The organism is Symbiopectobacterium purcellii (assembly GCF_052050035.1).
GTDB lineage: Bacteria > Pseudomonadota > Gammaproteobacteria > Enterobacterales > Enterobacteriaceae > Symbiopectobacterium > Symbiopectobacterium purcellii_A.
Genome location: NZ_CP189882.1, coordinates 4,996,984 through 5,017,719 on the forward strand (window position 1 = coordinate 4,996,984; position 20,736 = coordinate 5,017,719).

At 47.3% G+C, this 20,736-nt stretch carries 29 protein-coding genes and 7 pseudogenes; 18 read left to right on the forward strand and 18 right to left on the reverse strand.

Annotation, left to right across the window (positions count from 1 at the left end):
* Positions 1 to 31 precede the first annotated feature (31 nt).
* Positions 32 to 484, reverse strand: a complete 453-nt coding sequence (locus ACQGXV_RS33800; protein WP_440864443.1) for a hypothetical protein — start codon at positions 482 to 484, stop codon at positions 32 to 34.
* A gap of 235 nt (positions 485 to 719) precedes the next feature.
* Between ACQGXV_RS33800 and ACQGXV_RS33805 the strand changes: the two are divergent.
* Positions 720 to 1,033, forward strand: a pseudogene (locus ACQGXV_RS33805) (IS5/IS1182 family transposase); the annotation flags it as partial.
* Between the two features lie 12 nt (positions 1,034 to 1,045).
* Here the strand turns inward: ACQGXV_RS33805 and ACQGXV_RS33810 are convergent.
* Positions 1,046 to 1,945 (reverse strand): transposase family protein, encoded by a 900-nt coding sequence (locus ACQGXV_RS33810; RefSeq protein WP_440862939.1) that lies wholly within the window; start codon positions 1,943 to 1,945, stop codon positions 1,046 to 1,048.
* Between the two features lie 394 nt (positions 1,946 to 2,339).
* On the opposite strand from ACQGXV_RS33810, the gene ACQGXV_RS33815 reads away from it, so the two are divergent.
* Positions 2,340 to 3,323 (forward strand): hypothetical protein, encoded by a 984-nt coding sequence (locus ACQGXV_RS33815; RefSeq protein ID WP_440864444.1) that lies wholly within the window; start codon positions 2,340 to 2,342, stop codon positions 3,321 to 3,323.
* Between the two features lie 60 nt (positions 3,324 to 3,383).
* On the opposite strand, the pseudogene ACQGXV_RS33820 reads toward ACQGXV_RS33815, so the two are convergent.
* A pseudogene (locus tag ACQGXV_RS33820) lies at positions 3,384 to 3,551 on the reverse strand (IS5/IS1182 family transposase); the annotation flags it as partial.
* A 551-nt stretch (positions 3,552 to 4,102) separates the two neighbouring features.
* Between ACQGXV_RS33820 and ACQGXV_RS33825 the strand changes: the two are divergent.
* Positions 4,103 to 5,077 carry an IS30 family transposase gene (locus ACQGXV_RS33825; RefSeq protein WP_440863602.1) on the forward strand — a complete coding sequence of 325 codons (975 nt, stop codon included), beginning with the start codon at positions 4,103 to 4,105 and terminating at the stop codon, positions 5,075 to 5,077.
* A gap of 4 nt (positions 5,078 to 5,081) precedes the next feature.
* Here ACQGXV_RS33825 and ACQGXV_RS33830 read toward each other — a convergent pair whose 3' ends face one another.
* Positions 5,082 to 5,528, reverse strand: a complete 447-nt coding sequence (locus ACQGXV_RS33830; protein WP_440864445.1) for a lysozyme — start codon at positions 5,526 to 5,528, stop codon at positions 5,082 to 5,084.
* Positions 5,525 to 5,779, reverse strand: a complete 255-nt coding sequence (locus ACQGXV_RS33835; protein ID WP_440867789.1) for an HP1 family phage holin — start codon at positions 5,777 to 5,779, stop codon at positions 5,525 to 5,527. Before ACQGXV_RS33835 ends, ACQGXV_RS33830 begins: the two co-directional genes overlap by 4 nt.
* Positions 5,780 to 5,944: 165 nt before the next feature.
* Here ACQGXV_RS33835 and ACQGXV_RS33840 point away from each other — a divergent pair, with 165 nt between their 5' ends.
* Positions 5,945 to 6,157: a YdiH family protein gene (locus ACQGXV_RS33840; RefSeq protein ID WP_440863188.1), complete on the forward strand. Its 213-nt coding sequence runs from the start codon at positions 5,945 to 5,947 to the stop codon at positions 6,155 to 6,157.
* Between the two features lie 283 nt (positions 6,158 to 6,440).
* Here the strand turns inward: ACQGXV_RS33840 and ACQGXV_RS33845 are convergent, their stop codons facing one another.
* The gene (locus ACQGXV_RS33845; protein WP_440864446.1) at positions 6,441 to 7,196 is read right to left on the reverse strand and encodes a BRO-N domain-containing protein; all 756 of its coding nucleotides are present in this window, start codon (positions 7,194 to 7,196) and stop codon (positions 6,441 to 6,443) included.
* A gap of 319 nt (positions 7,197 to 7,515) precedes the next feature.
* On the opposite strand from ACQGXV_RS33845, the gene ACQGXV_RS33850 reads away from it, so the two are divergent.
* A complete protein-coding gene (locus ACQGXV_RS33850; RefSeq protein WP_440864447.1) occupies positions 7,516 to 7,881 on the forward strand; it encodes a hypothetical protein in 366 nt (121 codons plus the stop codon).
* A 2-nt stretch (positions 7,882 to 7,883) separates the two neighbouring features.
* On the opposite strand, the gene ACQGXV_RS33855 is transcribed toward ACQGXV_RS33850, so the two are convergent.
* From ACQGXV_RS33855 to ACQGXV_RS33895, 9 genes and pseudogenes are all read right to left on the reverse strand, one after another.
* Positions 7,884 to 8,228, reverse strand: a complete 345-nt coding sequence (locus ACQGXV_RS33855; protein WP_440864448.1) for an antiterminator Q family protein — start codon at positions 8,226 to 8,228, stop codon at positions 7,884 to 7,886.
* 151 nt (positions 8,229 to 8,379) lie between these two features.
* Positions 8,380 to 8,841 (reverse strand): hypothetical protein, encoded by a 462-nt coding sequence (locus ACQGXV_RS33860; RefSeq protein WP_440864449.1) that lies wholly within the window; start codon positions 8,839 to 8,841, stop codon positions 8,380 to 8,382.
* Between the two features lie 2 nt (positions 8,842 to 8,843).
* A pseudogene (locus ACQGXV_RS33865) lies at positions 8,844 to 9,359 on the reverse strand (phage N-6-adenine-methyltransferase).
* Positions 9,356 to 9,793: a recombination protein NinB gene (locus ACQGXV_RS33870; RefSeq protein WP_440867790.1), complete on the reverse strand. Its 438-nt coding sequence runs from the start codon at positions 9,791 to 9,793 to the stop codon at positions 9,356 to 9,358. Before ACQGXV_RS33870 ends, ACQGXV_RS33865 begins: the two are co-directional and overlap by 4 nt.
* Positions 9,794 to 9,895: 102 nt before the next feature.
* Positions 9,896 to 11,302 carry a DnaB-like helicase C-terminal domain-containing protein gene (locus ACQGXV_RS33875; RefSeq protein WP_440864450.1) on the reverse strand — a complete coding sequence of 469 codons (1,407 nt, stop codon included), beginning with the start codon at positions 11,300 to 11,302 and terminating at the stop codon, positions 9,896 to 9,898.
* Positions 11,299 to 12,078 carry a helix-turn-helix domain-containing protein gene (locus ACQGXV_RS33880; RefSeq protein WP_440864451.1) on the reverse strand — a complete coding sequence of 260 codons (780 nt, stop codon included), beginning with the start codon at positions 12,076 to 12,078 and terminating at the stop codon, positions 11,299 to 11,301. Before ACQGXV_RS33880 ends, ACQGXV_RS33875 begins: the two co-directional genes overlap by 4 nt.
* A gap of 23 nt (positions 12,079 to 12,101) precedes the next feature.
* Positions 12,102 to 12,356: a hypothetical protein gene (locus tag ACQGXV_RS33885; protein WP_440864452.1), complete on the reverse strand. Its 255-nt coding sequence runs from the start codon at positions 12,354 to 12,356 to the stop codon at positions 12,102 to 12,104.
* 9 nt (positions 12,357 to 12,365) lie between these two features.
* Complete coding sequence (locus ACQGXV_RS33890) at positions 12,366 to 12,698, reverse strand: hypothetical protein (protein ID WP_440863042.1); 333 nt, start codon at positions 12,696 to 12,698, stop codon at positions 12,366 to 12,368.
* A gap of 202 nt (positions 12,699 to 12,900) precedes the next feature.
* Positions 12,901 to 13,128 carry a transcriptional regulator gene (locus ACQGXV_RS33895; protein ID WP_440867791.1) on the reverse strand — a complete coding sequence of 76 codons (228 nt, stop codon included), beginning with the start codon at positions 13,126 to 13,128 and terminating at the stop codon, positions 12,901 to 12,903.
* Between the two features lie 44 nt (positions 13,129 to 13,172).
* Between ACQGXV_RS33895 and ACQGXV_RS33900 the strand changes: the two genes are divergently transcribed.
* The gene (locus ACQGXV_RS33900; protein WP_440864453.1) at positions 13,173 to 13,862 is read left to right on the forward strand and encodes a helix-turn-helix domain-containing protein; all 690 of its coding nucleotides are present in this window, start codon (positions 13,173 to 13,175) and stop codon (positions 13,860 to 13,862) included.
* A gap of 238 nt (positions 13,863 to 14,100) precedes the next feature.
* The gene (locus ACQGXV_RS33905) at positions 14,101 to 14,409 is read left to right on the forward strand and encodes a hypothetical protein (RefSeq protein WP_440864454.1); all 309 of its coding nucleotides are present in this window, start codon (positions 14,101 to 14,103) and stop codon (positions 14,407 to 14,409) included.
* A gap of 124 nt (positions 14,410 to 14,533) precedes the next feature.
* Here the strand turns inward: ACQGXV_RS33905 and ACQGXV_RS33910 are convergent.
* Positions 14,534 to 14,819 (reverse strand): annotated as a pseudogene (locus ACQGXV_RS33910) (hypothetical protein); the annotation flags it as partial.
* Positions 14,820 to 15,551: 732 nt separating this feature from the next.
* Positions 15,552 to 15,746, reverse strand: a complete 195-nt coding sequence (locus tag ACQGXV_RS33915) for a hypothetical protein (protein WP_440864455.1) — start codon at positions 15,744 to 15,746, stop codon at positions 15,552 to 15,554.
* Between the two features lie 169 nt (positions 15,747 to 15,915).
* Between ACQGXV_RS33915 and ACQGXV_RS33920 the strand changes: the two genes are divergently transcribed.
* The 11 genes and pseudogenes from ACQGXV_RS33920 to ACQGXV_RS33970 all read left to right on the forward strand — a co-directional run bounded on the left by ACQGXV_RS33920 (position 15,916) and on the right by ACQGXV_RS33970 (position 20,196).
* Complete coding sequence (locus ACQGXV_RS33920) at positions 15,916 to 16,398, forward strand: HNH endonuclease (RefSeq protein WP_440864456.1); 483 nt, start codon at positions 15,916 to 15,918, stop codon at positions 16,396 to 16,398.
* Positions 16,399 to 16,861: 463 nt separating this feature from the next.
* Complete coding sequence (locus ACQGXV_RS33925) at positions 16,862 to 17,107, forward strand: hypothetical protein (RefSeq protein ID WP_440864457.1); 246 nt, start codon at positions 16,862 to 16,864, stop codon at positions 17,105 to 17,107.
* Between the two features lie 78 nt (positions 17,108 to 17,185).
* Positions 17,186 to 17,368, forward strand: coding sequence for a hypothetical protein (locus ACQGXV_RS33930; RefSeq protein WP_440864458.1), 183 nt, complete (start codon positions 17,186 to 17,188; stop codon positions 17,366 to 17,368).
* Entirely contained in the window at positions 17,365 to 17,628 is a 264-nt protein-coding gene (locus ACQGXV_RS33935; protein ID WP_440864459.1) for a hypothetical protein, read from the forward strand. The genes ACQGXV_RS33930 and ACQGXV_RS33935 overlap by 4 nt, the downstream gene beginning before the upstream one ends.
* An 8-nt stretch (positions 17,629 to 17,636) precedes the next feature.
* Positions 17,637 to 17,804, forward strand: a pseudogene (locus ACQGXV_RS33940) (Rad52/Rad22 family DNA repair protein); the annotation flags it as partial.
* Positions 17,805 to 17,987: 183 nt separating this feature from the next.
* Positions 17,988 to 18,269, forward strand: a pseudogene (locus ACQGXV_RS33945) (Rad52/Rad22 family DNA repair protein); the annotation flags it as partial.
* A gap of 276 nt (positions 18,270 to 18,545) precedes the next feature.
* Positions 18,546 to 18,863: pseudogene (ssb, locus tag ACQGXV_RS33950) on the forward strand (single-stranded DNA-binding protein); the annotation flags it as partial.
* Between the two features lie 33 nt (positions 18,864 to 18,896).
* Entirely contained in the window at positions 18,897 to 19,262 is a 366-nt protein-coding gene (locus ACQGXV_RS33955) for an IS630 transposase-related protein (RefSeq protein ID WP_440862584.1), read from the forward strand.
* A complete protein-coding gene (locus tag ACQGXV_RS33960; protein WP_440862665.1) occupies positions 19,186 to 19,719 on the forward strand; it encodes an IS630 family transposase in 534 nt (177 codons plus the stop codon). The genes ACQGXV_RS33955 and ACQGXV_RS33960 overlap by 77 nt, the downstream gene beginning before the upstream one ends.
* Entirely contained in the window at positions 19,680 to 19,892 is a 213-nt protein-coding gene (locus ACQGXV_RS33965) for a hypothetical protein (RefSeq protein WP_440864460.1), read from the forward strand. The genes ACQGXV_RS33960 and ACQGXV_RS33965 overlap by 40 nt, the downstream gene beginning before the upstream one ends.
* Before the next feature lie 73 nt (positions 19,893 to 19,965).
* Positions 19,966 to 20,196 (forward strand): hypothetical protein, encoded by a 231-nt coding sequence (locus ACQGXV_RS33970; protein ID WP_440864462.1) that lies wholly within the window; start codon positions 19,966 to 19,968, stop codon positions 20,194 to 20,196.
* Positions 20,197 to 20,378: 182 nt separating this feature from the next.
* Here ACQGXV_RS33970 and ACQGXV_RS33975 read toward each other — a convergent pair whose 3' ends face one another.
* Positions 20,379 to 20,714 (reverse strand): DUF1640 domain-containing protein, encoded by a 336-nt coding sequence (locus ACQGXV_RS33975; RefSeq protein ID WP_440864463.1) that lies wholly within the window; start codon positions 20,712 to 20,714, stop codon positions 20,379 to 20,381.
* Between the last annotated feature and the right edge of the window lie 22 nt (positions 20,715 to 20,736).

The following is a 20,736-nucleotide window of genomic DNA, read 5'->3' on the forward strand; positions in this document are numbered from 1 at the left end:
ATGAGCTAACAACCCGTAGTGGCATAATTAATTAGAGAGCCGTGACGAGAAAAGCTTTCACAACCAGAGAGAGAATACCCAAAATTCCAGCACTCAGCATCCAGCGAATTAACTTCTGCTCAGAGCGGATACCGGCCATCTCAAGCTGCAAGTCTTTGCGGACTAATTGCATATCCTTACGGACATCGGCTATCTGAGCTTCAGTTTTCTCGAAGCGAGCCTGCATCTGAGCTTCGTTCTTCTCGAAGCGAGCCTGCATCTGAGCTTCGTTCTTCTCGAAGCGAGCGTCAATATCCTTACGCACATCGGCTATCTGAACAGTTAAATCTTTGCGCACGTCTTCAAGGTCACGCTTGGTAGCAAGGTCTGCAACCTCATGGGACTGACGCACGACAAGGGTTATAGCCTTTGCCTGCTCTCTATTAAGACCAGAGCTTTCCAGCTTCTCGACGAACTCTTGAGTATCAAATGCAACCTGGCCCATAGGGATCCTCCTGTGTTAAGCCAAGTGTAAGCGATCTGACCGCCAATCTGCAAAATTTTACAAGTGAGTCTGCTAATACCTTTAACCACATCCGTTTAACTATGGAGAAATCGTTATAGCCAAGCGACATTATTTTGATAACAGCCAGCTATGCTTCTTTGCCGCATATCAGGGCATAGGATGTAATCATTTTTAAGTCGGTTGGCTATATGTCTAAATTAGTTGTCATTGAAAATGCCACGATGCGTTGCTGAGAAAGAAAATCAGGCCCCTTATCCCACCCGAAGCGGGGCGCAATACTGGCCGTACAGGTACCATGAACGTAACCATGCGGTGGCGAATCAGCGTCTGAGCGGGAGTAATGATATGTTGAAAAAGAAAGTGGGTTATCACCGGCGTTCAGTGGCAGAAACAGCGATGTTCCGCATCAAAACTCTGTTGGGTGGCCACCTGAGCCTGCGTGACTATGAGGCTCAGGTAGGTGAAGCAATGGCGATGGTCAAAGCACTAAGCGTGTTGCTTAATAGTGAAATAAGGGTGTTTCGGTGATTGAAGTAAATTTTACGCTGTTCTGAGATGGAAATTCCAAAGACCGGCGCTAAGGAGTAAGAAGGTATCATCAATAAAGGGTCTACGATTCCGTAAAATTTGGGTCATGCAACCGAGGCGCTTGATACCCGCGATGGCGTGTTCAACTGTAATACGGATGCCCGAGATTATTTTATTTTCTTGTTTTTGTTCAGGCGATAAAGGTCTTTTTCGAGTTCCTTTTTTTGGAATTTGTGTATTAGGATGCTGTTTATCTATACCTTGAAAACCGGTATCTGCCCAGATGGTTACCTCAGGAGGAATATGGCGAATTATATCGACTTTATCGAGTAAGCGTTTATCGTGACGGCGCCCATTTTTGCTCATGGGGATAAATCCAATTTGCCTTGTTTCGTCAGTCATAATAAGCCCTTTTCGAGTGGTCTGTCTTTTCTTTCCCGAATACATTTTTTTTCGCCGACGCAGATTCTTAGGCTTTTGGACAGGTCGCTCTGTCCCATCAATAAAGACGTCTTTAACTCCAGGAAAGGCGCGAAAAAATTCCTCAGCAGAGCGAATTTGACGAGCGGGCAAAACACATTCTCGCCCCAAGGTCATCTCTAAAACCGGTAATAATATTTTTACCCAGCGACATACCCGTGTTCTATCTAAACCAAAAAGAAGTCCTTGCAAATCATAGGTCGGATAACATTTTAAATACAATAAAATAAAAAGCAGTTTATCTAATGGGGTTGGGATAAATCCTTTCTGCCCTGCACCCATCTGACGCTCGTGATCTTTTCGATTCTTTTTCCGATAAATCAAATAACAAGCTGAAAATTCAGCGGCTAAATTTTTCAATTCTTCGACTGATAATCCAATGATTGCTTTACATAAACGATTATCTCGTAACAACCGCTCTTTGTTGATCATTTCAAACCTTTATTCTCTAAGTTAAACCTCTTTTTATTCTCAATAGCCTGACAAAAAATGCAAGTCTCTATTCAGCAACTAGTTTACTGAACCGTATGACGTTGTTGGTTATGCCACACAGCGCCAGGATCGGATAACAGGTATAGCAGAGGGAGCCATCCTGTCGGCTAATTGTGATTTATTCAACAAAGCCGATTGAAGCGATAAAAGACCTGTCTGCGAAAGTGAAAGTGCAGCAGGCGGAGATAGAGGCGCTTAAAGCGTAAATGAGCGAAAATTGATATTAAAGGCACGTGTCTATGCGTAAACATATAGCTCGTTGTTCCATAATCTCTAGATTCATTACTTTTAAAAGGTAAATTTTATGCCAGGCATAACTTATTTTCATCAGTCGATGAATTCTTCTCATACCAGCGTAACCCGAGAGGTAAATAAAACACCGCCATTAATCAACCGGCATGGGAGATTATCTCAAACTTTTGTGTGCGGCAATAATTCGAATGTCATGTTTAAACCCAGTATTTGTAGCCCCAGAGGCAAGTTAAATATCGGAACGTCAACGCCGAAAGACTTAGGCGAGGCTGTTAACAAAGATAAAGCACTGCAGCTGGCCAAAAATATTTGCCAAGATAATAACCACTCCCTCGCGGATATATCATCTGCTCTTACTAGATCTGAGGCCAACGACCTTGCTTCCATTGAATTTGCTAAAACGTTGCTGCATACTGATGAAGAGCTGCCACCCATCAATTGGTCCACACATCCTGGTCTTAATGCATTAAAGAATTCACCTTCTTCGCTATCCAATAGCACCATGAACGACGCATGTAAACCAACGCACAAAGGACTTATCCACCCGCAGAGCAGTGCGCAGATAACTGAAATAGTCGTCAAAACTAAAAATATAGTAAAAAGCTTAGAGAAGAACGGCAAACAAATACGGGCAATGCAACATCGACTCGCAGAGAAAAGCGCAACGTTGCAAACATTTGCGGAAAAACATCACGCCACCATGGCAGAGTTCAGTCAACGCATCAGGTCCAAGGGCAATTATCAACACTACTCGCGTTTGACTGACGATCTCCAGGCAACATCACAGACCCCGATTCAGAGCACGGCCTTGCCCAGCGTCTCTTCAGCGCTGCCGGTTACGGTGGTCAATGTCAAAAGAAAAAGGGCCACGATTGTTAAGCCAACATCACAGTCCCATCAAGCATCGTTAGATCCGCAGACTAACGCCAGCAATAGATCAAGCAATAATAAGGCTCGTATTACTCGCTCGACGAAAGAGAAGAAGATTCTCGACGCAGTATCAGGCAAGGGTTACATGATGCCCACAATCTCCTCATGTGCGAAAGCAATTACAAGGCCTTCCTAATATAGTCTTTGTTGAATAAATCACAATTAGCCGACAGGATGGCTCCCTCTGCTATACCTGTTATCCGATCCTGGCGCTGTGTGGCATAACCAACAACGTCATACGGTTCAGTGCTTTGACCATCGCCATTGCTTCACCTACCTGAGCCTCATAGTCACGCAGGCTCAGGTGGCCACCCAACAGAGTTTTGATGCGGAACATCGCTGTTTCTGCCACTGAACGGCGGTTATTGACGGCTTTGTTGAATAATTTAACCGTTTGATTTACATCTTCTTTAGTTAGAATGCATTTACAGAGAATGTATTTTGTTAGAACGACAAATCAAATAGTTAGCACAATAAAAAGCATTCCGAGAGGAAAAATTAGTCGTTGAAATTTTATAATGCTTATATAAATCAGCATCTTAAATTATTCAACAAAGCCGTTATTGACGCAAGGAGAACCCATGCGCTATAGTCGCTCTGCATCTGCAAATTCAGGTGCCGGGATTAGCGTTCCGACAGATACAACCGCGACAACATGACACGCCGCGAGCGTGTTTTTTTACGTCGCAATCCAGCTACATCTCTATGGTGGACTGGATGGGGCAGCCGAAAGGCTGGCCGGTTGGTTGTATCCGGTAACGCTAACTCCATTCAGTTCACCACCAATCAGAGGTTAGCGTCTCTTGGTGGTGAGTAGTTCAAATACGCCCCATTCCCACTCGAAACGCAACAAAGTGACCCACTGGCCAGAGTCGGATAAAATCACCGTTCTGGCCCTACTGGAGATCCCGTTGCATGCAGGGAAAACATCTGACTCACAAAGAACGGTTCTACATCGAAAAGCGGCGTGGTGATGGGGTTAACCAGGCCACCATCGCCCGGGAACTGGAGCTTCCTCGTTCTACCATCAGCAGGGAACTCAGACGCAATACCGACGCCGCTTTCAACGGGGTCTATTCCTGCAGAAGGGCCGAAACGTTGGCCAGAGGGCGGCGGCAGAAAACACGGCCGGACAGCGTGATTAACCAGCTTGAACCGCACATTCAGGACTTTATCATAACGGCGCTGTCTACCCACACCTCACCTGAGGTCATCAGTGGGCGCCTGGTCCTGGAATTTGGCCTGTCCGTCAGCAAGAACTCGCTCTATCGCTATATCCAGCAGGAGCGCCGGGCCGGCGGTGAGCTGTATCAGCAGCTCCCTCATCGGGGTAAACGGTATAACTATCAGACCGATGAGAACAAACGCGGTCCTATTCCCAACCGTGTTGGCATTGAGCAGCGGCCGGCCGTTGCTGACCTCAAGCAGGAACCCGGGCATTTCGAGATTGACACCATCTTTGGCAAAGATCAGAAATCATTCCTGCTGACGGTGGTCGATAAAGCCGTCAAGCTGGTCATCATTCGCAAACTGCCCAACAAGCGAGCAGAGACAGTGGTAGCGGCCTTCAGGGACATCGTTGCCAATACCTTCTGCGAGTTTAAAACCCTGACTGCTGACAACGGTTCTGAATTTTCCCAGCACGGGGAAATTACAAAAGTCACGGGGGCACCGGTCTACTTTGCCCGGCCATATCATTCCTGGGAACGCGGGTTGAATGAGCATACCAACGGGCTGATACGGCGTTTTTACCCGAAGGGAACGGACTTCAATTATGTCACCCATCGCAAGGTTGCAGCACTCGAACACCTGCTCAATACGCGAGGCCGAAAATCGCTGGGTTATCGTTCTCCAAATGAGGTATTTTTAACGCACTTACAGGCGGCATAATGCCCTACCGTTTTGTTGCGTTTCGGCTGGGAATGGGGCTACCGCCTGCCTTGTCCCAGCGCTTTAGTTCATCACAAGCTTCTGATGTGTCTCCGGCGTTGAGCTTCTTCAGCAACGTTGAGCGCTCAAATGCCCCGCTCCCCACGTTGTAAACGAAGGAGGCGAGTGCGGCTTTCTGGCTCTCCGTCAGTGGTACAGTGACATTGGCGTCAACGACGGCCATTGCCGCTTTCAGGTCGCTATCCAGTAGGGCCTGGCATTCAGCAGCGGTGTAGCGCTTACCTGGAACGATATCGCTACCGGTATGACCATAGCAGACCGACAACACGCCGCCGGAATCCCGGTAGGGTGTGTAGCGTACGCCTTCGTGCCATTGGATTAGCACGGTCGCTAATGCTATAGCGCCGCCTGCTGTGGCTTTTATCAATCGTTTACGGAGTTCGGGATTCATTGGTCGTGTTTCGTCCTAAAACAGTATTCCTTCCTGCGGTAGTACCAGTTGATAGCAAAGGTGCCTATTGTGCAGACCATACCGACAATAATAGCCCAGTCGCCAAGGCTTAACCCGGCCATTTTGTCCGCCAGCAGCCATACGCTTTCTTTAGTTGCCTGGGCGTAGGCTCGGGCAGACGCGCCAAGGCCCATTAGCCCCGTTCCGCTTCCGTATGAAAGCCTGCTGTAGAGCGTGCTCATTCGTGTCATAGCCTCACCGCCGATTTTTCGGATGGCGCTGTGTGATTGAAGGGAATAAAAAAGACCGAGCAATGGCTCAGCCTTAGGATATTTATTAAACAAGAATTATGATTAAGTCGTGTTACTGTGGAGTGCTGCACCAAACTGCCGAGTCATAACGAGAAGGACACCGCAATGAACAATAAACCAACAGCCCGCCAACTTGCGTTTGAATATCTTCGCAGACTGTCCGAGGAGCTAAGCCCTACCGATTACCTGAAGAGATTTGAACAGCTGGAATCAGAATTCAGCGCATTACTTCACTCATCAGGCTCCAATGATAAAACAACAGCGCTTTGTGAATTTCTGTCGCGCTTTTGTCCAAAATCAAAATGCAACACTAAATAGTCAACGCTGAAACTTTTAGAAAGGAAAAGCCCCGGAATTAACCGGGGCCTTATCGCACAGCTGAGCCAAACTGATATGGACAAACCAACAAATTCAGATATGCGACCCGACTGATTTTATTTAACAATTAGTTGTTGTCAATAGACAAAAGCCCCAACCACCAGAGGGAGTTGAGGCTTCATGTCCTGCGCGCTTTTGCCGCAGCATGGGCAAATTATATGTAGCTCAGGTGCTCACGTCAAGAATTTAACTGATCGTTTGATCAGTTATTTAACGTCAAGAGTTAATGGCGTTGTAGAAACTGCTGGATATCCGCTTGTTGCCATCGTGCTAAGGTATTCGTCAGCAACAGATTGTGCGATTGATTGGTTTCATCAAGCAGCTGTTTCATTTCAGATACTACGGCGTCAGCATCCTCACGATTCTTGAGAACTCGTCGGACAGCTTGCTTTTCAGCATCGTACATGACTTCTTTCAGCGCATTAGTGAAACTGTAGATACGTTGGCACTCTTCCGCAAGTATCGGGATATGACTGACGCCAAAATGCTGTGGGGAAGGCACGCCAGCGGCATAACGCAGTGCATGCCAGATAGCATTGCTACACGAACGCTCAAATCGAAAGCCGTTCGCCATGCCCCAGATAAGCCGCGCAAGATGGGATGTATCGTCGTCAGTGAATAACTCTAGCGCCTCAGGCTGATGAACAGGCTGGCCCACTTTGCTGTCGAGGATATCCAACACCCATTTGCGAAATTCTTTGGCGATCGGTGTGTTGGAGAACATTGCTATTAAATGAGCGCCGCGAAGGGAAAAGATACGGTTACTCATTTCAACCGTTCCTGTTTTTCTAACGACCCTCAGATTGAGTGTCGTTGACATCTGGGATGTAAACTCGTCGAGGTTACGAGTATAAATTTGAGTTATCGCGTCTGTTTTCTTGTAGTGTAAAGCTTTAGCAAGTTCGGCAGAGGTAAACCAGATCTGCTCGTTGTGGGAGATGGTTTCGAGAACGGTATTGCGAAATATTAGGCTATTCATAGTGACTTCCTTCTTAGTTAAGGATTATCACCACTTGGAGTTCCTACACTCATGGGTGGTGAGCTGAACAGGGGTAGGAATACCGGCTAAGAAGGACCCGGCCAGCCTTACGGCTTCCCTATCCAACCCACCATTATTCTGATATGGCAGGTTGACGCATAAAAAAACACGCTTCTGGCGTGTTATGCGCCTTCTTAGATAGTCAGGTTCCTACACCTGACACCTGGATTTACAGGTGCGGATTGACTATAGCGCATGGGTTGATCTTCCGTCAATAAGATTACTGGGTTACACTTGGCTTAACACAGGAGGATCCGCTATGGGCCAAGTCGCGTTTGATACTCAAGAATTCGTCGAGACGCTGGAAAGTGCAGGGTTGCCGAAAGACCAGGCCAAGGCGATTTCTATTGCTGTACGCAAATCTCATGAGGTGGCGGATGTGGCTACCAAGGCTGATATTGCAGAGGTAAAGCGCGATATAGCTGACGTCCGTAAAGATATGGACGCTCGCTTCGAGAAAACTGACGCCAAGATAGATTCTCAAATCGCTTTAGTGCGCAAAGATTTGCAGCTTGAAATGGCAGGTATTCGCTCCGAGCAAAAACTCATCCGCTGGATGCTTAGCGCACTTGTTGCTGGCATGATTTCGCTAATAATCAAGGCGTTTTTTGTAGCTTCAGTGTAACATCAAGCCGCCTCCAAAAGTTCAGCAACACGACCGGCAATGTAAGCTTCAGCCCTTTCGAGCACCTTGCTCACATAGGTGCGGTGACGATGTGGTTGCATAGCGTGACCTATCATTTGGCACGACACCTTGCCCTTGTAATAGGCCACGACGATATTGTAGCCCAGCTGATCGAAGTGCTTGAGCCGCCCTAACGCCCGGTCAACTATCTCACCGTCGGCATCAGACAGCATGGGCCGGATATCGCTACTGGCCGTAACGAGGGGCCATGCTGCCTTGTACTCGGTGCCAATACGTGAGCCGCTCCAGTTTCCCCATGCCGTTAACAGGTATCGAATATCTCCCATTTCACCGCCCCCCAGTTTTTGCCATTCCTGATGCTGTAGATATGCTGCTTGCTGGTCTCGAATTTCCTCGCCACCTCCGCTACCGGCATACCGGAGTCCAGTAGCGCCCGGATAAGCGGGATATCTTGCGCCGTCAGTCGCACACGCTGTCTCATGCCGCTGCCCCCATGCGATAGGTAATGCCCTCCTGATACCAAGCAGGTAGCGTGAACTCGATGCGCCAGATTTTGCCGCCAGCCCGTAATTCCCGCAGTCGATTGAGCTCAGTTTTCATGTGCTGATAAATCTCATTCATCTGCCACGGCTTTAACCGCACCGGCACTGCTGCCAGATGCGCCACGCGGTCAATGACCATCTCCCCATAAGTGATGTTGGCGTGCATCGTGAACTCATAGGGGTCTTCGCCTAATTTACGGTGGCAACCAGCGCAATGTGCGAACGCATTGAAGGGATGGTATCGGGTCGCTTTGTGTCGGCGGGACTTGAAATGGGAGCAATGGAGACTGCCGTGGTCATGATGGAAATATTTACCGCAATAATCACACTGCCAGTTGGTTCTCTCACGTATAAGCTCGGAAAATACCGCGTCATGCTTATCGCGTTTTAGTGCCATAGCTACCTCCACATCCTGTTAATCAGCGTGTGTTTGCTTACCACGGTCATCCCTTTTGGGGTTGTGCGCCACGGTCGCCAGATGAACAACACGCTGCCCTTGCTGTTACCCGCCTTGCCTTTTTTGCCCGTTTCAGCGCAGATAAACGACAATCGGCCTTCGGTGATGAACCGCACCTCATCAACCGTTTTCTGTGCCTGTGCGAATCATCCCGTCGAGGTATCAGCAGGCAGCAGCATAACGACCGTTTTATTCTGCTTGCGGCTCTGCTCAGCAGCTTTATCAACCCAGGGGAGGATATTGCTGTACGGGGGATTGCAGAAGATGGCTCCGTTGCTACTCCAATCACAGGAAAGGGCATCATCCTCTGGCGTCAGATACAGACGGCACAGGGTATTGTCGTGGTCAGCGGCGGCATCGAGGTAGAAGCCAAACTCCGCATCCAGCGCCTGGAAGACCTCGGGCGGGGTTCGCCATGTGTCCTTGTGCTCTGGTCTGGTGTGTGATTTTAGTGTCATCGGACTCTCCCAAAATAATCCCCTGAATAACGCACCTCGCGCAGCCTGACGCCGTTGCCGACCGACCAAGCCAGGGCGTACTCAATCAAACTGTTCATGCGCTTTACGCCCATCTGAGCCGTGCTCTCGCGGAGGCTGCAAAACTCCCCCTCCAGCCCGGTAACCACCTCCCCCGGCCTGCCGGTAGCGATGGCATGTCCCGAGACAAACAGCGCCTTCCAGTCCAGCAGCGGGCGCGGTTTATCGGCCCACACCACCTGACGCGAGACATCGGTGCATAACGCATGGAACAGGTCGTCCTGCGGTAATGTCCGTTTAGCATCGTTGATGGTAATTTCGAGGGGGCGGTGTGGGTCGGTGGGCAGGGAATCAATAAACGCTTTCAGTTTTTTTCGTATTCGTTCATCACGCAGCAGGAAGCGTCTTTTATCCATCACCCACCTCTGAATTTATCCGCCCAAACAAAAAGGGCTGCCATTGCCAGCAGTCCCACGATGCATTCTGTTAGATATGCTGTCATCCCTATTTTCCTTGAATTAAAATCCCATGACTTCTTTCAGCGGCTTTCTGTTCGCCTGTTTACCGGCTCGCCGCTCAGCCTCTTGCTGGTCACAGGGGTAAATTTCTACATCTCGTTGGTCAACGTACACTGTCCCCGTCTTACCATGCCGATTGAGGCGAAGAATGAGTTCGGTAAGTGTTTCGTCGGCGTGGTCGTCGTAAACGTGATCTTTGTAAATACCCAACCAATAATCACAATCCTGCTCAATCTGACCACTTTCCCGGCTGTCACTGGGCATGGGGCGTTTGTTGGCGCGCTCTTCCAGATTGCGGTTTAGCTGGGTCAGTAGCACCACGACGGTATCCAGTTCTTTGGCAAGGTTCTTCAGCGCCTTGGTGATATTGCCAAACGCCAGCGCATTGGTATCGGCTTTATCGGTCGTCATCAGCGTCAGGTAATCCACGCCAATCATGCCGATTTTCCCTTCGCTCCGTTTTAGTTTCCGGCACTCTGCCTGGATGTGCGCCAGCGTCATCCCCGGTTGATCGTCCAGCCAGATCCGCGGGTGATTGCGCATCCGTTCAACCGCCGCGTAAACCTTTTTCCAGTCTTCCTGATTTTTCGCTCCCTGATAGAACATGTCGGTGTTCACGTGTGCCTGCTGCCCTACCATGCGCTCAAAAATCTGCTCTTCTGGCATTTCCAGACTGAACATGGCGACGGGGAGCTTCGCGACATCCCCCATATGCAGAGCCATCTCGGTCATCACCGTCGTTTTCCCCATCTTGGGTCGCGCACCTATCACGAACAGCGAGCCTTTGACGATAAATTTCGGGTACAGCAGTTTATCTAGGTCGGGTATCCCTGTTGACAGGCCGCGATGGGCCTCGGGATGATCACAGCGCGCTTCAATCGCCAGTATCCATCGGTCGGCAACCTCGTCAATGCGCCGTAATCCCTTTCGGTTGCCGGTTTGAGCATAGTCGGTTGCTTCGGTTATCAAACGTTGGGCAACGTCCAGTTTTTCCGCTGCGCTCATGCCGTTCCGTTCGTAAAATAACGCCGTGATCTGGTTAGCCTGACGCAGTGCAAAACGTTCTGTGGCCTTGTCCCGCACGACATTGGCATATCCCACCACATTAGCGGCACTGGGCGTATTTTTTGCTATCTGGGCCAGGTAGGAAAATCCGCCCACCAGATGGAGCAAACCACGGTTTTCTAACTCGTCGTTCACCGTGAGGCTGTCGATGGTCTTGCGGTGTGTATTCATCTCCTTCAGCACGGAAAATATCGCCTGGCAATGACTGCTGTGGAACGATTCGGGTTTGAGAAAAGCCATCACGCTCTGAGCATTGTCGCTCTGCGCATCCAGTAGCAGACTACCAATCACCCCTTCTTCGGCATCCAGACTGTACGGCACGGTCGGTATACTCTGGGTCATAAGGCCCCCTCACGGGTTTTCAGCAGGGTATCGCTGCGTAGCAGGTAATCAAAATTGGCCTGCCACTGACGGGGATTTTCACCAAAGTAAAACGGCTTGGCGGTCTCCATGAAGTACTGAAAATACTTTCCGGCGGCCTCTGACGTGGGCTCTGCCAGCTCGCCCAACAGCCGCTTGATAGCGCGGCGGCGGGCATCGTTCAGGGTCGAGGCATTGGGCAGGCGATTTCCCGCGGCATCGTTGTAAGCCTGAAGTACCGCCTGATAGTCAGGTGGTGCTGTTTTGGTTTTTTTGCTTTGCAGGGAAGACCCTTCATCGCCCCCGGTAGGGGGTAAGGGGGTTTTAGGTTCTATGACAGGTTCAAAAGAGTGACTGGTTCTGGGTGCAGCAGATGCACCATCCCCTGGTGCAGTATTTGCACCATGTGGTGCAGGAGATTCACCATAGGGTGCAGGAGATTCACCATAGGGTGCAGCAGATGCACCATCAGAGGGGTCAGGAATATCACCCCTGTTCTGTGATTCATTTTCCCCTTTATCTAAAGTAAGGTGATAAATATTTGACTGATTAATCCCGTTGCTTCCCTTGCGTTTTTCTATCCAGAGGAAGCCACTCTTTTGCAGAGCCTGAACATGGCCCTGAACGGTGCGTTCTGCCATTTCACATTGTTGAGCAATATGGGGGATGGACGGCCATGCCTCCCCTTTGTCGTTGGCATTATCAGCCAGCTTAAGGAGAACCAGCTTGCGTAGCGGATTGCCAACCTTGATACTCATGGCCTTAGCCATCAATGACATGCTCATTTGCGTTTCTCCTCGGACTCATGCTGAGCCAGGTAAAGTTGTTGTTGCAGGCGGAAGAGTTCGGCGAATTTCTTCGCCGCATCCTCCGGCATCAGTGTTTGGGGTTCAGGATGAGGGCGACAGGCGCCCTTTTGCTTGAAATTCCGGCGGTTTCGTGCCATAATTCCTCCTGAAATTAATGAGTTATTTGCGTTTCTAAGCCGAAAAAGTGTTCGCGCACTGTTCGGCTTTTTCTTTTGTGCTTGCATCATGTTCTCCTCCTATGCAGCAAGGCATTCGTCGCCTGATACAGATTCAGCCGCTTCCAGTTGATACTTCGCAAACTCCATCGCTGAACGAAGCAGATAGCGGTATTCATCCAGCGGCATCTTCTTCTCGCCCTCGAAGACAAAATCCTGCACACCACTGGCGGCTAAGATATCCATCGTCTCGGTGAGCTTCTCTGAGCGGCGCAGGACGGTTGAATCGGCGACACCCAGCATTTTTGCGATGTTGGTCTGGCGTACCCGGGCAATCGCCTGATATGCTGTTGTAACGAGGTGACGGCTAATGAACTCAACCGCAGAATTTTTGCGTGTTTTTGCACGTTCCATTTGTGATACTTTCCTTGTTGAAAGAATAGGTTATCGGATGCACATGTAGATACACGGCACCTGTGGTGTAATTGGGTAATCAACAGACGTGACGAAGCCGTGAGGCAGTCACAGTCAGTTTATTTCTGTGGGATGTTGCGTTCGCCACGTTGTCGGTGGCTTCCGTAGGACGACTGTCCGTTGTGAAGAGCGGTACTGCTGGTTAAGCGTTCTGTTCCGGGTGGGGGAACAGTTGAGGTAAATCCGGTCGAATTTCGTACGCCTTAACTAGGCCATCAGTCGCCTCAACGATAGCGTTAACATTCTCTGGTGATACTCTTTTTTTATTGTGCAGCCAGCACCAAACATTTGGTTGCTTAATTCCAACCGCCGAAGCCAGTTTTTGCTGGCTGCCTAAAGCTTGGATAGCTTTTTGGATCGCCGTGTTAATCATAGAGATATGCCTTTAAGATTTAAATCAGAGAAATTATAACCATGAGTTTAGAAGAAATCAATACTTCTAGGTATTTGACTAGCGATACCCAGAGTTATATGTTTCCAGCTATGAACAGCGCACACTCAACACTCTCAGAAAGACTGAAGCTAGCGATGGATAAGAGAGGCATGTCACAGGGAAAGCTAGCCGAAGCAGCCGGCCTAGCCCAACCAACTATATGGAAAATATTAGACGGAAAAACCAAAAGCTCTGGCTACATTGTTGAAATTGCAATGGCTTTAAATGTCCGTCCAGAATGGCTTGCCTTGAACTCCGGCCCCATGCTAAAGGATGAAGCTACAGAATATGACACTCCTGAGCAAAAAGATCACTATGCTAGAGTTTCCCTCATTCCTATTTGGGAAGGGGCAGTTAAAACAACAGATTATGCTATCGCTCCTCGTGAAGTAGCATCCGAAAATTGCAAGGCATATGTTTTGCGGCGTTCGACAGGCTTCAGTGAAATGAGTGAGGGATCTGCTATAATTGTCGATAGCACAGAAACACCGGGTTATAATGACTACGTATATGCCAAAGTTCACAATTCTGAGTCTGTGTATAAGTTTGTCGCAGGAGGCGATAATGGTTTTTTGATGTCTGCTGATCAACGGATTCCATTGATACCAGTCGGTGATTTAGCAAGTATCATCGGAGTTATAGTATACATAGGCAAAAATCTGAAACGGTAAGCTTTCGCGCTACCAATCCGAATCGTAGCGAATCGGCGGCGGTAATATCCGGGACCTACCCTTACATATCCAAGTAACATTCCTTATCTCCCATTCCATCACACCTCCAAACAAAAGCTGTATATAATCACAGTATCAATCAATACTCTTCTTTTCTTTTATAAATATCAACTCCTGCAAAAAAAAACCTTTAAGACATTTAATAAAACAAAAAAATCACATTTATATTTAAATACTCATGCCTAAAAAAAGCCAAATAATACCCATTGGTATTGACTTTACCGAATCCCATTTGCATTATTACCCCACCAACACCAACACCAACACCAACACCAACCCGCAACGGCAATACCCCGGCAGGCAAGACCTCGAGTTACCCGCCGATTGCCTGAGCGTAAGTAGCCAGCTCGAGGCTCACGAACATGACGGCGGTTGGGGCAGATTTAGTAGACAACAAAAAAGCGCCCTACTGGACGCTTCGCTCTTTAACAATCTGGATATTCCCGATCACTATCTTGAGACAGAAAAGCCTCTCATCGGATCATAAGACGACCTATGCATTGGAAAAACGGAGCTGCAAAAATGACAATGACGCTGAGTAAAATACTGTTCTTTTTCCGCATTGTAAAAATGCATTTCGCTAGGCTGGAGTACCGATATTACTTGGCGTGTAAAACAGTTTGGACAAAGATGCACGGTTGTCTCTTTGCCATTCACAGTTTGCTTCTTCGAATCAACAAGCGAACCAGATTCAAGCTGTTCCAGAACGTAACCTTCAGCCTTATGTTCAAAGTTTTCGAACTCTGCAATTTTTGTTTTGAGAGATGCATTCATTTCTTGGTAAGTGCCCACGAGCTCAACGAGAGATATGCATTCACGCTGAATAGACGCAAGTTTTGAATTTAACTCACTAACCGCAGCGTTTACTTCGGCCTCGGTTTTGGCTTCATTGATCAGTTTGGCTAGTTGCGCAGTTTAACGAATTGCAGCCATGGCCGCAGATAATTCAGCGATCACTTTGAACTCTCTTCTGACTGCTGGGGATATCCAGATTACCGCATTCCTGCCTGTTGGGGAATAGCAGGAACCACTGCCGCCTGAGGTGGAGAAGTAAACCAGGCATTAAACCACAGCAGATTAATAAGTCTGCTCTGTTTTAACCGCTCTTTCAAAACGAGCCTCGTGCTCTACGGAAGGCACCGACAACGTGCCGAACCTTTACCCAGATGTTTTTGGGGTGTGGTGGGCTGAATAAAAATTATAGCCAACACCAGGGCAACCACTGGCTCACCGCACCACCAAAACCATCTATTGGAGGGGAGCATGGCTACGGCTTTGTTGAATAATTTAAGATACTGATTTATATAAGCATTATAAAATTTCAACGACTAATTTTTCCTCTCGGAATGCTTTTTATTGTGCTAACTATTTGATTTGTCGTTCTAACAAAATACATTCTCTGTAAATGCATTCTAACTAAAGAAGATGTAAATCAAACGGTTAAATTATTCAACAAAGCCCGTTGAAATTTTATAATGCTTATATAAATCAGTATCTTAAATTATTCAACAAAGCCCTTCAACAACTAAGTTTTCCAGCCGTAATGCTTTTTATTGTGCTAACTACTTGATTTGTCGTTCTAACAAAATACAGTCTCTGTAAATGCATTCTAACTAAAGAAGATGTAAATCAAACGGTTAAATTATTCAACAAAGCCTCGTGATGATATAGCCAAACGACATTATTTTGATAACAGCCAGCTATGATTCTTTGCCGCATATCAGGGCATAGGATGTAATCATTTTTAAGTCGGTTGGCTATAGTAAAGGCGTGGGGCACTGACGATGTCGACAATGTCATGGCTGCGGGGGTGGTGTTTGGCATTGCGATTTTTATTACGATAGTAGTGTTTTTTAATCACTTTGACTGGCTAAAAATTTGGATATCACCAAAACTTTACCTTATTGAGTACGCCGCAAAACTAATTAAATAATAACCCCGCCAACACCAGAGAATACCACGCCGCAATAGCGGCTTTTTTTACGGGAGCCATATGAATAAAGACGATTTGATGAAAGAAATTTCTTATGAAAAAGAAAGTGGAATTTTTAGATGGATTAAAAAATCACAAAAAAGAAAGGTTGATGACATCGCGGGAACTTTGACGGAATTGGGTTACATTGTGATATGCATAAACCGTAAAAGATACCGGGCGCACTATCTTGCTTGGATATATCTGCATGGTGAAACCCCAAGGTTAATTGATCACATAAATGGAAATCCTGCTGATAATAGAATATCAACCCTAAGAAAAGCCACCTCAAGCCAAAACGCTCAAAATAGTAAAATTAGCAAAAACAACAAAACAGGACTGAAAGGAGTCACCTTTAAGCCAAGGACTGGAAGATGGGAGGCTCAGATATGTTGCAATAGGAAAAGCATTTACTTGGGTTCATTTCTAACCCCTCAAGAAGCTCATGAGGCATATTGTAAAAAATCAATAGAACTTCATGGCGAGTTTTCAAGAATTAATTAATTTCAGGAATACATCATGAAAAAATTTGAACTCACCGCCGAAGTGAAGAAGTTTTTCGGCATCAAATTGGCTTTGTTGAATAATTTAACCGTTTGATTTACATCTTCTTTAGTTAGAATGCATTTACAGAGAATGTATTTTGTTAGAACGACAAATCAAATAGTTAGCACAATAAAAAGCATTCCGAGAGGAAAAATTAGTCGTTGAAATTTTATAATGCTTATATAAATCAGTATCTTAAATTATTCAACAAAGCCCATCAAATTATTCCGCATTATAGCCAAGCGACATTATTTTGATAACAGCCAGCTATGCTTCTTTGCCGCATATCAGGGCATAGGATGTAATCATTTTTAAGTCGGTTGGCTATAAAGCGCTTGTCGCCTTCGGTAATGTTGATGAGGGAGAGCTTGGCGGATGGGTAGAGAAAGAATCGAATCTGGCTCAGGACGGCGATGCGTGTGTGTCCGGCAATGCGCGGGTGTCCGGCAATGCGGACTGGATCACCATATCCCCCATTGGCTCAGAAAACGGACTACTAACCGCATTCAAGCAGAAAGACGGAAGCGTCATTGTTCGACGGGGATGCTTCTCAGGAACCATTGAAGAATTTGAATCAGCAGTTAATAAGCGACATGGCGATAATAAGCACGGTGAAATTTATCGTCATGTCATTTCGTTGCTGAAATTACGCTTTAACCTGTCATAAAGAAATGAATAGTTAACCCTCGCCGATATTCCTCGGCATCATTAATACATCAATCCCAATAGTTAAACGGAGAACGCCATGCAATATGCCTTTGCAGGGTGGCCTATTGCTGGCCGCTCGGAAACACAATTTGACCCTATTCGGTCAATCGAACATCACCGCTCAAATATCGTCACGGGCCAGAGCTTCAAAAACAAAAGCTGGCTGCAACGGTTATTCGAGCAGCTTATAGCAACGGTTAATCAAAAGGGTCATCCATGAAACGCGACCTCGTTATTTTCATGCACCGGCACTGCATGGTATCTGCCGCTGCAAACAGGCGGGCTGGCGTGATGGATAAGGCTGCGAACATGCTTATCTGCGCCAGAGACTACCGAACGTCATTGCGGCGTGACGCCGACCTTCCAGCGGGAGTGCTGGCTATCTTTCTCAGGGAAGAGAAAACAAGCGAATCCGAATGTTCAGAAATTCACAGCGATGAGCCTATTTCATGGGATGAATTCGCTGGCAATCACATGTGAGGTGAGCAATGGACTTATCACAATTAGACGCGCCGTTCCCGGTAGATGATATCGAATGGCGTGTGCAGCGGTGTGGAATAGCGAAAAGCAACCCGTGGGCCATGGTTCTGGCCTACGTGACTAACCGCGCCATCATGAAGCGCTTGGATGACGTATGCGGGAAAGAGAACTGGAAGAGGCTTTGTTGAATAATTTAACATGCTGATTTACATAATTATTATAACACTTCAACAACTAAGTTTTCCAGCCGTAATGCTTTTTATTGTGCTAACTACTTGATTTGTCGTTCTAACAAAATACAGTCTCTGTACATGCATTCTACCTAAAGAAGATGTAAATCAAACGGTTAAATTATTCAACAAAGCCACTGGAAGAATGAATTCACCCCGGGGCCGGATGGTGGCGTGATGTGTGGCATATACATTCGGATCGGAGACCAATGGGTGGCTAAGTGGGACGGTGCAGATAAAACTCAGGTTGAAGCCGTTAAGGGCGGCATGTCTGGTTCAATGAAGCGGGCCGCTGTTCAGTGGGGTATTGGTCGTTACCTCTACTCACTGGAAGAGAATTTTGCCATCTGCTCGATTGAGAAAAAAGATGGCTGGAACAAGGCTTCATTCAAGGATACAGACAACAAATACAAGAACATCTGGTGGCAAACTCCGCCATTACCTGAATGGGCTATGCCAACGCCTCCTGATGCGGCACAGGGCGAATCCGACGATGCCAATGCCGATGAATCCAACAAGGACGAGCTGCTTAAATCATTCACTGAATCCGCAACGTCAGCAAAGAATGTTGATCAGCTAAAAGCGGCGTTTGAGGAAGCGTGGCGAGCTTTGCGCGGAACGCCGCAGCAGGCCGACGCGAAAGGCGTGTATGACATTCGTAAGTCAGAACTGGAAGAGGCGGCATAAATGGGACAGAGAGGCGTCAACAAAGTCATTCTTGTAGGTCATTTGGGGCAAGGCCCCGAAGTGCGCTACATGCCGAACGGTGGCGCGGTAGCAAACCTGACCGTAGCCACATCGGATACGTGGCGAGATAAGCAATCAGGCGAGCAGAAGGAGCGCACCGAATGGCACCGCGTCACGCTGTACGGAAAGCTGGCAGAGGTGGCTGGCGAGTATCTCCGCAAAGGCTCACAGGTCTATATCGAGGGCCAGTTACGCACACGGAAGTGGCAAGACCAGTCAGGGCAAGACCGATACACAACGGAGGTTGTTGTCGATATAGCTAAACGACTTAATTTTGATTACATTATTTAAATGAGCTATTCAATTGATTTTAGACGTAAAGTGATATCTACACGGAAAAACGAAGGGTTGAGTATCCGAGAAACAGCGAAGCAATTTCGGATTGGCCCTGCCTCTGTATCGCGTTGGATTAATCAAATAGAGTCAAAAGCATCGACCACGCGTCAGCGAAAGATCGATAAATCCGAGTTGATAAAAGATGTTGAACAATATCCAGATGCTTACCAAAAAGAACGTGCAGAGCGTTTTGGCGTTTGTCAGAAGGCCATTTGGCAAGCGCTTAAAAAGCTGGGATTGACCTATAAAAAAAACTCTACGTCATCCGAAAGCCGACGAAAACGCCCGGCAGGGATTTCAACAAAAAAAACAACAGTATGAAAAAGAAGGTAAACCTATTGTTTTTATTGATGAAAGTGGTTTTTCACACGATGCCCCACGGACTCACGGCTATTCCCCAAAAGGTCAACGGTGTTTTGGCCTGAAGAACTGGGGAGCTAGGGGAAGAACAAATGTTATCGGCGCTTTATTAGGCACAACGCTGTTTGCTATCGGATTATTTGATATCAATATTAACAGCGATGTTTTCTATGCCTGGGTCACACAAGTCCTTATCCCAGTACTCCCTAAAAACAGTGTAATCATGATGGACAATGCCACTTTTCACAAAAAACATAATATTCAACAAGTCATCATCGATGCAGGGTATATGGTGGAGTATTTGCCTACATATTCGCCAGATCTTAACCCAATTGAGCATAAATGGGCACAAGCAAAAAGCAAAAAAAGAGAGATGGGTTGCGATACAGAGAGTTTGTTCTCAGTCCATATGGTGTAATCAAAATTAAGTCGCTTGGCTATATTGGCGGATCAATGCAGATGATCGGCGGCAAGCAGGATGGCGGGCAGCAAAACAATCAGCGCCAGCAATCAAGCGGCAATGGTCGGCAGCAACAACAGGCACCCAACAATGAGCCGCCGATGAATTTCGACGAAGAGCCGCCATTCTGATTTAACCCAACCATCACCGCAGCGCTATATCCAACATGGAAGGATTTGTGCTGCCTAAATTTCAGGTGACGTTATGACCTACGAAGAATTAACGCCTGACGAAAAACACTATTACAACCGATTAGACTCGTGGGGAAAGGAACGCTACCTAAAGACTATTCCTATAGTCAGAGGCGCAATGGAAGCGGTAGACGCTGGCGAAAAAGGATTGTCTCACCCACGGTTAATTAACTGGGAAGAAAAACGGGTGGCATGGGAAAATCGCGTGATATTAGCCGAAGAGAAGCGGAGCGGAAGCCAATAGAGTTTATGCCAAAGTAGAAATTGACCCCTCTAAAGACGAACGCTTTAAGAATTACATAGGGCGTTACGGTGCTGTCAGAAGCGACTAATCCCCAATATTGTGGGTTGTGCAGGATTTGAACATGCGACCTATGGATTAAGAGTCCAGAGCTGTACCAACTGAGCTAACAATCCGTAGTGGCATCACATTTTGAGAATGGCAGCAATGATGCTCACGGCAGCGGCGACCATTAGACCAAGCCGGATGGTCATCTGCATGCCAAGTTTATCAAAACCGGCAGTCATATCCTTACGGACATCGGCTATCTCTGCGGATAAGTCCTTACGGACATCGGCGACATTTCGGTTTACTTCGGCAATTTCGTGCTTGACTTCAACGATATCAGCCTTGGTAGCGACATCCGCCACCTCATGAGACTTGCGCACGACGAGCGAGATCGCCTTGGCCTGCTCTCTGGAGATACCAGCAGTTTCAAGCTCTTCTGACGCCTGCAATGTATCAAATGCGACTTGGACCATAGCGGATCCTCCTGTGTTAAGC

What these genes read in the sequence shown, in the direction of transcription:
- ACQGXV_RS33800 (WP_440864443.1), bottom strand. Translation starts at nt 484, where the DNA reads ATGGGCCAGGTTGCATTTGATACTCAAGAGTTCGTCGAGAAGCTGGAA.
- ACQGXV_RS33810 (WP_440862939.1), bottom strand. Translation starts at nt 1,945, where the DNA reads ATGATCAACAAAGAGCGGTTGTTACGAGATAATCGTTTATGTAAAGCA.
- ACQGXV_RS33815 (WP_440864444.1), top strand. Translation starts at nt 2,340, where the DNA reads ATGAATTCTTCTCATACCAGCGTAACCCGAGAGGTAAATAAAACACCG.
- ACQGXV_RS33825 (WP_440863602.1), top strand. Translation starts at nt 4,103, where the DNA reads ATGCAGGGAAAACATCTGACTCACAAAGAACGGTTCTACATCGAAAAG.
- ACQGXV_RS33830 (WP_440864445.1), bottom strand. Translation starts at nt 5,528, where the DNA reads ATGAATCCCGAACTCCGTAAACGATTGATAAAAGCCACAGCAGGCGGC.
- ACQGXV_RS33835 (WP_440867789.1), bottom strand. Translation starts at nt 5,779, where the DNA reads ATGACACGAATGAGCACGCTCTACAGCAGGCTTTCATACGGAAGCGGA.
- ACQGXV_RS33840 (WP_440863188.1), top strand. Translation starts at nt 5,945, where the DNA reads ATGAACAATAAACCAACAGCCCGCCAACTTGCGTTTGAATATCTTCGC.
- ACQGXV_RS33845 (WP_440864446.1), bottom strand. Translation starts at nt 7,196, where the DNA reads ATGAATAGCCTAATATTTCGCAATACCGTTCTCGAAACCATCTCCCAC.
- ACQGXV_RS33850 (WP_440864447.1), top strand. Translation starts at nt 7,516, where the DNA reads ATGGGCCAAGTCGCGTTTGATACTCAAGAATTCGTCGAGACGCTGGAA.
- ACQGXV_RS33855 (WP_440864448.1), bottom strand. Translation starts at nt 8,228, where the DNA reads ATGGGAGATATTCGATACCTGTTAACGGCATGGGGAAACTGGAGCGGC.
- ACQGXV_RS33860 (WP_440864449.1), bottom strand. Translation starts at nt 8,841, where the DNA reads ATGGCACTAAAACGCGATAAGCATGACGCGGTATTTTCCGAGCTTATA.
- ACQGXV_RS33870 (WP_440867790.1), bottom strand. Translation starts at nt 9,793, where the DNA reads ATGGATAAAAGACGCTTCCTGCTGCGTGATGAACGAATACGAAAAAAA.
- ACQGXV_RS33875 (WP_440864450.1), bottom strand. Translation starts at nt 11,302, where the DNA reads ATGACCCAGAGTATACCGACCGTGCCGTACAGTCTGGATGCCGAAGAA.
- ACQGXV_RS33880 (WP_440864451.1), bottom strand. Translation starts at nt 12,078, where the DNA reads ATGAGTATCAAGGTTGGCAATCCGCTACGCAAGCTGGTTCTCCTTAAG.
- ACQGXV_RS33885 (WP_440864452.1), bottom strand. Translation starts at nt 12,356, where the DNA reads ATGATGCAAGCACAAAAGAAAAAGCCGAACAGTGCGCGAACACTTTTT.
- ACQGXV_RS33890 (WP_440863042.1), bottom strand. Translation starts at nt 12,698, where the DNA reads ATGGAACGTGCAAAAACACGCAAAAATTCTGCGGTTGAGTTCATTAGC.
- ACQGXV_RS33900 (WP_440864453.1), top strand. Translation starts at nt 13,173, where the DNA reads ATGAGTTTAGAAGAAATCAATACTTCTAGGTATTTGACTAGCGATACC.
- ACQGXV_RS33905 (WP_440864454.1), top strand. Translation starts at nt 14,101, where the DNA reads ATGCCTAAAAAAAGCCAAATAATACCCATTGGTATTGACTTTACCGAA.
- ACQGXV_RS33915 (WP_440864455.1), bottom strand. Translation starts at nt 15,746, where the DNA reads ATGCCAAACACCACCCCCGCAGCCATGACATTGTCGACATCGTCAGTG.
- ACQGXV_RS33920 (WP_440864456.1), top strand. Translation starts at nt 15,916, where the DNA reads ATGAATAAAGACGATTTGATGAAAGAAATTTCTTATGAAAAAGAAAGT.
- ACQGXV_RS33930 (WP_440864458.1), top strand. Translation starts at nt 17,186, where the DNA reads ATGCAATATGCCTTTGCAGGGTGGCCTATTGCTGGCCGCTCGGAAACA.
- ACQGXV_RS33935 (WP_440864459.1), top strand. Translation starts at nt 17,365, where the DNA reads ATGAAACGCGACCTCGTTATTTTCATGCACCGGCACTGCATGGTATCT.
- ACQGXV_RS33955 (WP_440862584.1), top strand. Translation starts at nt 18,897, where the DNA reads ATGAGCTATTCAATTGATTTTAGACGTAAAGTGATATCTACACGGAAA.
- ACQGXV_RS33970 (WP_440864462.1), top strand. Translation starts at nt 19,966, where the DNA reads ATGACCTACGAAGAATTAACGCCTGACGAAAAACACTATTACAACCGA.
- ACQGXV_RS33975 (WP_440864463.1), bottom strand. Translation starts at nt 20,714, where the DNA reads ATGGTCCAAGTCGCATTTGATACATTGCAGGCGTCAGAAGAGCTTGAA.